8 protein-coding genes are annotated in these 7,338 nt (G+C 70.9%); 1 reads left to right on the forward strand and 7 read right to left on the reverse strand.

The features are described from left to right. Positions 1–38: 38 nt before the first annotated feature. From hemC to ACFSJG_RS22755, 4 genes are all read right to left on the reverse strand, one after another. Positions 39–1,058, reverse strand: coding sequence for a hydroxymethylbilane synthase (hemC, locus tag ACFSJG_RS22740; RefSeq protein WP_378487496.1), 1,020 nt, complete (start codon positions 1,056–1,058; stop codon positions 39–41). Then, positions 1,055–2,464: a glutamyl-tRNA reductase gene (locus ACFSJG_RS22745; protein WP_378487497.1), complete on the reverse strand. Its 1,410-nt coding sequence runs from the start codon at positions 2,462–2,464 to the stop codon at positions 1,055–1,057. Before ACFSJG_RS22745 ends, hemC begins: the two co-directional genes overlap by 4 nt. Then, positions 2,461–3,288 carry a redox-sensing transcriptional repressor Rex gene (locus ACFSJG_RS22750; protein ID WP_378487498.1) on the reverse strand — a complete coding sequence of 276 codons (828 nt, stop codon included), beginning with the start codon at positions 3,286–3,288 and terminating at the stop codon, positions 2,461–2,463. Before ACFSJG_RS22750 ends, ACFSJG_RS22745 begins: the two co-directional genes overlap by 4 nt. A 156-nt stretch (positions 3,289–3,444) precedes the next feature. Then, positions 3,445–3,705: a glutaredoxin family protein gene (locus tag ACFSJG_RS22755; RefSeq protein ID WP_378487499.1), complete on the reverse strand. Its 261-nt coding sequence runs from the start codon at positions 3,703–3,705 to the stop codon at positions 3,445–3,447. Positions 3,706–3,851: 146 nt separating this feature from the next. On the opposite strand from ACFSJG_RS22755, the gene ACFSJG_RS22760 reads away from it, so the two are divergent. After that, complete coding sequence (locus ACFSJG_RS22760; RefSeq protein WP_378487500.1) at positions 3,852–4,841, forward strand: HAD family hydrolase; 990 nt, start codon at positions 3,852–3,854, stop codon at positions 4,839–4,841. Positions 4,842–4,883: 42 nt separating this feature from the next. Here ACFSJG_RS22760 and ACFSJG_RS22765 read toward each other — a convergent pair whose 3' ends face one another. From ACFSJG_RS22765 to ACFSJG_RS22775, 3 genes are all read right to left on the reverse strand, one after another. Next, complete coding sequence (locus tag ACFSJG_RS22765) at positions 4,884–5,909, reverse strand: lysophospholipid acyltransferase family protein (protein WP_378487501.1); 1,026 nt, start codon at positions 5,907–5,909, stop codon at positions 4,884–4,886. After that, positions 5,906–6,979: an NAD-dependent epimerase/dehydratase family protein gene (locus ACFSJG_RS22770; protein ID WP_378487502.1), complete on the reverse strand. Its 1,074-nt coding sequence runs from the start codon at positions 6,977–6,979 to the stop codon at positions 5,906–5,908. Before ACFSJG_RS22770 ends, ACFSJG_RS22765 begins: the two co-directional genes overlap by 4 nt. A 148-nt stretch (positions 6,980–7,127) precedes the next feature. Then, positions 7,128–7,338 (reverse strand): hypothetical protein (locus ACFSJG_RS22775; protein ID WP_378487503.1); only part of this gene is annotated, 211 nt, incomplete at its 5' end.

Raw genomic sequence — 7,338 nt, forward strand, 5'->3', positions numbered from 1 at the left:
CGCGACGTTTCGACCGCGCACAGGGCGGCCGCCACGGGTCAGTCATCACCGCCCCCTTTGTCCTTCGCGTCGGCGCCGTCCTCGGCCTCGGCCGCCGACATCAACTCCCGGGCACCGAGTTCGAGGAGCTCGCGCGCGACGGCGCGGCCCAGTTCCTCGGCGCGGTCCGGCGCCCCGACGGCCGATGCCCGGATCGAGTCCGATCCGTCGACCGAAGCCGCGCACCCGCGCACCGAGAGCTCGTCGACGATCCTGCCGTCGTCGTCCAGCGACTCGACGACCTCGGCGAGCGCGCCGATCGGCGCCGTGCAGCCGGCCTCGAGTTCGGCGAGCAGCGCCCGCTCGGCGACGACCGCGGCGCGGGTGCCTGCGTCGTCCAGGCCCGAGAGCAGCGCGATCAGCTCCGGATCGTCCGACCGGCACTCGACGGCGAGGGCGCCCTGCGACGGCGCGGGCAGCATCTGCACCGGTTCCAGCGTCTCGGTGATCTCGTCGGCGCGGCCGATCCGGGACAGTCCGGCACGGGCGATGACGATGCCGTCCAGTTCGCCGGACGCGACCTTGCCGAGCCGGGTGTCGATGTTCCCTCGCAGCGGCTGGATGTCCAGACCGAGACCGAGTGCGCGCAGCTGGGCGCGACGACGCGGCGCCGACGTCCCGATCCGAGCGCCCGGGGGCAGCTCGCCGAGCACCATCCCGTCGCGGGCGACGAGCGCGTCGCGAGGATCCTCACGCGGCGGCACGGCGGCGATCACCAGGTCGTCGGGCTGCGCCGTCGGCAGGTCCTTGTACGAGTGCACCGCGACGTCCACCTCCCCGGCGAGCAGTGCCTCGCGCAGTTCCGCGACAAACACGCCGACCCCGATGCGCTGCACCGGTCCGGCGGTGACGTCGCCCTTCGTGGTGATGATCACCAGTTCGGCGGGCTGCCCGGCGGCGATGAGAGCGTCCCGGACCGTGCCCGACTGGGTGGTCGCGAGGAGGCTGCCGCGGGTGCCGATGCGCAGCGTGCGGCGGGTCGTGTCGGCGCCGGTCACCGATGGGGCTGCCGCGTTCATTCCTGCATCCCCTTCGTCCAGACGTCCTCCGCCGACATTCCGGCGGTGAATCCGTCGGTCTTCTCCACGGCCCGCATCTCCATCGGTGTCGCGACCGCCTCGGCGCTGCCGGGCGCGAGTTCGAACAGTTCCCGCAGCGCCGCCGCGTAGGTGTCGCCACCGGGGGTGGTCGCGAGCTGCTTGACCCGGACCGTCGGCGCGTGCAGGAGCTTGTCGACGACGCGGCGCACGGTGCGTGCGACTTCGTCGCGCTGCGGGTCGTCGAGACCCGGGAGCCGCGAGTCGAGGCGCAGCAGCTCGCTCTCGACGACCTCGGCCGCGCGCTGTCGCAGCGCGGTCACCGTCGGCGTCACCTCGGCGAGCCGCTGACCGGTCAGGTAGGTCGCGAGTTCGGCGGCGACGATCTCGCGGGCCGCGTCGGCGTCCGCGGCGGCCGCACCGGCCGCCGGGTCCGACTTCATCGTCTCGATGTCGAGCAGGGTCACGCCGGGCAGTCCCGCGACGGCGGGCTCGACGTCCCGGGGCAGGCCCAGGTCGCAGATCACCAGCGGGCGCTGCGCGGCATTGCGTGCCGCGAGGGCCAGGTGGGCGTCGGCGAGGGTGACGACAGCGCCGACGGCGCCGGTACAGGCGACCATCACGTCGGCCTCCGACAGCGCGGACGCCAGGTCGGACAGGTCCACGGTTGCGGCGTCGACGCCCGCGGCGCGCACGGTGTCCGCGAGACGCTCGGCACGCTCACGGGTCCGGTTGGCGACGATGACCCGGCCGATACCGGCTCGGGTGAGGTAAGCGACGGACAGCCCGCCCATCGAGCCCGCGCCCACGACGACCGCGGTCCGTCCGGCGAGACCGTTCTCCGCGTCGGGCGACGCCAGCACCGCCGACGCGCGGTCGAGCGCCACCGACACGACCGACGACCCGGCGCGGTCGATGCCCGTCTCGGTGTGCACGCGCTTGCCGACCCGCAACGCCTGCTGGGCCAGCTCGTGCAGCGCCCGTCCGGCGGCACGCTGCGTGTCCGACACCGCGTAGGCGGTCCGGATCTGGCCGAGGATCTGCTGCTCCCCCACGACCATCGAGTCGAGCCCGCTGGCCACCGCGAACAGATGCTCGGCGGCTGCCTCGCTGTACCGGACGTAGGTGTGCTTGGTGAGGTCCGAGAAGTCGAGACCGGAGTGGTTGGAGAGCATCTCGCCGACTGCGGCGAGGGCACCGTGGAACGCGTCGACGACGGCGTAGACCTCGACCCGGTTGCACGTCGACACGATCATCGACTCCGAGATGTGCGGGGACTCCAGCAGCGTGTCGATCAGCTTGGGCCGGTCCGTGTCGGCCACCGCGACTCGCTCGAGCACGGAGACAGGAGCACTCCGATGCGAAATCCCTACGAGGAGAACACTCACGGCGCGATCACCGATCCATTCTTTGTCGAACCCAGAGCTGTCGAGGTCGAGCGGGGCGCGCGAGGCGACCCACCTCCGATGCCGACGGCCGCGGGTGCGGCGTCCGCCTCGGTCTTGCGTGCGCTTCGGAAGGACAGCACCTGCATCTCCGCCGCGAGGTCGACCCGCCGCACCTCGACGTGGTCGGGCACCTCCAGCGGCATCGCGGCGAAACTGAGGATGCACCGGACCCCGGCGCCGACGAGGTCGTCGCACACCTGCTGCGCGACGTCGTCGGGGGTGGCGACGACACCGATCGTCGCGTCGAGCTCGCGGCAGGCGCTCACGAGGTCCGTCGCGTCCCGCACGGACAGGCCGTCGATGTCGGTGCCGACGCGGTCGGGGCTCCGGTCGAACAACCCGACCATCGTGAAGCCGCGCCGGCCGAAGCCGCCGTAACGGGCCAGTGCCTCGCCGAGCTTCCCGACACCGACGAGGACCACGCGATGGCCCTGGTCGAGTCCGAGCCCGGCCTCGATGCGGGCCCGCAGCCGCGTCACGTCGTAGCCGACGCCGCGGACGCCGTTGGGTCCGAGGAAGGAGAGGTCCTTGCGGAGTTTCGCGGATCCGACGCCGGACGCCGTCGCGAGTTCCTCGCTGGAGACGATGTGGATGCCGTCGTCGGCCATCACGCCGAGTACCCGCAGGTAGGTCGCGAGCCGCGTCACCGTCGCCTGCGGAAGGTCCCGAACCTCCCGGGCGGAGTTCGTGGGGTCACCGGACGACACGTCAGCTCCGGCGACGCCACGGGCGGACAACCCGAGCGGCTGGTGCTGTTCTGTCACGTCGGTGGCTCCTCGTCCGGCACATGCACATGGCCGGAGTTCACGTTGATCCGGGGGGATGTGCCACCACGGTAACCGCTTGTGAAGCCATGCACAAAGTTGCTCAAACCGTCGCGACCTGCACAGTGACCAGGACGTGAGGCGAGCGAACCGCCGTCAGATTGTCAAATCCGACCGGAGCCGGACCTCGTCGACCTCCCAGTAGCTGTGCTCGCGGCCGTCGAGCAGTACGACCGGCAACCGGTCGCCGTACTCCGCCCGCAGTTCGGGATCGACGGCCGCCGCCTCGTCGACGTCGACGGTTTCCAGTGGGACCCCGAATTCCGCACACAGCGGAAGCAGTTGTTCGCGAGCCGTCACACACGAACCGCACCCCGCCCGAGTCAGCAGTGTGATGGTGTGCGGAGAGGTCGTCATGACGACCACCTTGCCACCGGCCGCGGGCCGTACCACAGCCGCCACCCGAGACAGATGTCACACCGCGCCGGACTCCCGCGGTCCGGCCGGTGTCGCCGCGATCCGAACGATAGGGTTGACCGGACAGCCAACCACTGGAGGTGCGAGTGCCTGGGCTGACAGGGCCGACCGGTGCCGGTAGAGGCACCAGCTGGTCGGGTACCAGCTGGGACCGGGTACGACGCCGGGGACGAAAGCTGGGACCGACCGACGCGCAGGTGCGCGCGAGCATCGCCGGCGAGGCGAGCGCCGACGCCGCACTCGCGCTGCACGAGGCCGAGTCCGCCGTCCCGCCGGGAGACACCGGCACAGACGCCCTCACCGTCCCGCGCGATCTCACCGCGGCCGCGTTCTTCGACGTCGACAACACCATGGTCCAGGGCGCGTCGATCATCCACTTCGCCCGCGGCCTCGCCGCCCGGAACTACATCTCCGTCTCCGACATGGCCCAGTTCGGGTGGCAGCAGCTGAAGTTCCGCGTCACCGGCAAGGAGAACAGCGAGGACGTCGCCTCCGGCAAGGAGAAGGCCCTCGCCTTCATCGCCGGCCGCGAGACCGCCGAGTTCACCCGCCTCGGTGAGGAGATCTACGACGAGCTGATCGCCGACAAGGTCTGGCAGGGCACCCGGGCGCTGGCCCAGATGCACCTCGACGCGGGCCAGCAGGTGTGGCTCGTGACGGCGACGCCCGTCGAACTCGCCCAGGTCATCGCGAAGCGTCTCGGCCTGACCGGCGCCCTCGGCACCGTCGTCGAGTCCGAGGACGGCCGGTTCACGGGCCGGCTCGTCGGCGACATCCTGCACGGCGCGGGCAAGGCGCACGCGGTGCGCACCCTCGCGATTCGGGAGGGTCTCAACCTCAAGCGCTGCTCCGCCTACTCCGACAGCCACAACGACGTGCCGATGCTGTCGCTCGTCGGGACGGCGGTCGCCGTCAATCCGGACGCCGACCTCAAGGAGGTCGCACGCAACCGGGGCTGGGAGATCCGCGACTTCCGGACGGGCCGCAAGGCCGCGAAGATCGGCGTCCCCACCGCGCTGGCGCTGGGGGCCGCAGGTGGCGCGATCGCCGCCGTCGTCGGCCGTCGCAAGTCCTGAGCCCGCGGGCCCGGCGGCGCCGCACCCAGGTGTGGCGACCCGTCAGCCCATGAAGACGTTGCGGCGCTGCGCGAGCAGGCGGTACAGGGTCTGCTGGATGGTCTCGCGGACGTGGTCGGTGAGCTCGAACATCACCATCGGGTCCTCGGCGTCCGCGACGTCGTAGGTGTCGGTGCGGATCGGCTCGCCGAACTCGATGTACCACTTGGACGGCAGCGGGATCATGCCGAGCGGCCCGAAGTGCGGGAACAGCGGCGTCACCGGGAAGTACGGAAGCCCGAGCAACCGGGCCAGCGACTTGAGCTCGCCGATCTTCGGGTAGATCTCCTCGGACCCGACGATCGAGCACGGCACGATCGGCACGCCCGCGCGCAGCGCCGCCGACACGAAGCCACCCCGGCCGAACCGCTGCAGCTTGTACCGCTCGCTGAACGGCTTGCCGATGCCCTTGAACCCCTCGGGGAACACCGCTGCCACCTCCCCGCCCCGGAGCAGGCGCTCCGCGTCGGGGTTGCAGGCGAGGGTGTGTCCGGCCTTCCGCGCCACCGTGCCGACGACCGGCATCTCGAACGCCATGTCCGCCGCGAGCATCCGCAGGGGACGATGCGCGGGATGGTGATCGAACATCGCCACCGACGTCATCAGGCCGTCGATCGGGATGACGCCCGCGTGGTTGGCGACGACGAGCGCGCCGCCCTCGTTCGGCACGTTCTCGATACCGCGGACCTCGACCCGGAACCAGGATTCGAACACCGGGCGCAGGAGCGGCAACCACACGTTCTCGGCGAAGTGCGGGTCGTAGCCGAAGTCGTCGACCTGGTAGTCGCCGGTGATGCGGCGGCGGAGGAAGTCCGCTGTCGCGACGACCTGGTCGGCCAGCAGGTTCCGCGCGGCGTCACGCACCTGATCGGCAACGGAACCCGACGCGGAGGGCTGCGCGGCCGGTGCCGACGTCTGCGGGAACAGCAGTGTCGGATCGGACCGCTCGAGCCGGACACCCCGACCTCCCCCGCGGGGGGCACGGGCCGACTCACCGCGCAGCGGAATGACTTTCGCGACCTCACTCATCGAACGGCCTCCCCCACGCCTGCCATGTCCTGGATTCGGGACTCCACCGACCTCAGCCACTCCTTGCTCACCACGGGCCGGATGGCTGCACCGCGAACCATGTCGTCGAGCGCCTGCACCGTCGTCCACCGGGGTTCGAAGCCCAGTTCCGTGCGCATCCGGGTGGTGTCGAGCCCACAGCCGAAGTGGTAGTACTCGAGCTGTTCTCGGGTGAAGCCCCGCAGCCCGGAACCGGGCACGACCCGGCCGAGCGAACTGATCAGCTGCACCGGAACAGGGACCGGGACGCCACCCGCCCGCCGGATCGCCTGCGAGAGCATCACCACCCCGTCGCCCGCGATGTTGAAGGTTCCCGCCGGCCCGGCGACCGTCGCCCGCTCCAGCGCGGCGAGGGCGTCCTCCTCGTGGACCAGCTGCATTCGGGCGTCGCGGCCCAGGATCGTCGGGACGACAGGCGACTGCAGGTACCGGGACACCGAGCCGTGCCGGTTCGGGCCGATCAGCGGAGCCATCCGAAGCACGGAGACCGCGATCTCGGGGCGCCGCCGGCCCAGTCCGCGCGCGTAGCCCTCGATCTCGATGCTGTCCCGGGCGAATCCGCCGCGTGGGGGCCTGCGCGCGCTCATCTCCTCGCTGAACTTCGCCGGGTCCTTCGGGCTGCACCCGTACACAGCGGCGGTCGAGCGGACCACGACCTTGCGGACGTCCGGGGACTTCTGGCAGACCGCGAACAACTGCATCGCGCCGAGGACGTTCATGTCCTTCATCGCGGTCCGGCTGCCCGACTTCGGCGGCTTGACCATGGTCGCGGCGTGTACGACCGTGTCGACCTTGGCGCCGCGGAGCACCTTGCCGATGAGCGGATTGCGAATGTCCGCGCGGACGAACTCGGCGCGGCCCATGCGACGAAGCATGTCCTTCGACGGCGCCCGCGAGTCGACGGCGATCACCCGCTCGACCGTGGGGTCCTGGGCGAGTTTCGCGACCAGGTACCCACCGAGGAATCGGCTGGCGCCCGTCACCAGCACCACCGAGGGGGGCTGTACCCCGCGATCACCTGCCACGACCACCCCTGCCTGTGCCTGTCCGACACCGTTCGCGCTGCCATTGGCTTCCGGTGGACACCCACCCGATGAGACATGTCCGGTTGGTCACCGATTGGTATCCGTCGGTAACCGAACGGTCACCAACGAGCGTAGCCGCTTTTCGGGGCGCCCCTCAAAAACTTAACGAGCTTGCAACTGCCCATACACCAGGTGTTTTGCGCTTCCAGAAGGTCTCTTTGGTCTGGTCGGACGACCGACTGACGAAATGCCCGAATTGCCCGCCCTCCGACCGGTTCGGATCCGGCACCCCGACAACGAGCCCCACGGAAACGTCGAAGCCCGCCACCGTGACGGTGGCGGGCTTCGACGGGGCGCGCGGCCCC

The organism is Rhodococcus gannanensis (assembly GCF_042681175.1).
Lineage (GTDB): Bacteria > Actinomycetota > Actinomycetes > Mycobacteriales > Mycobacteriaceae > Rhodococcus_G > Rhodococcus_G gannanensis.

Bases quoted from the DNA above. Each gene is read 5' to 3' on its own strand.
- hemC (WP_378487496.1), bottom strand. From the start codon at position 1,058: ATGAACGCGGCAGCCCCATCGGTGACCGGCGCCGACACGACCCGCCGC.
- ACFSJG_RS22755 (WP_378487499.1), bottom strand. From the start codon at position 3,705: ATGACGACCTCTCCGCACACCATCACACTGCTGACTCGGGCGGGGTGC.
- ACFSJG_RS22765 (WP_378487501.1), bottom strand. From the start codon at position 5,909: ATGAGTGAGGTCGCGAAAGTCATTCCGCTGCGCGGTGAGTCGGCCCGT.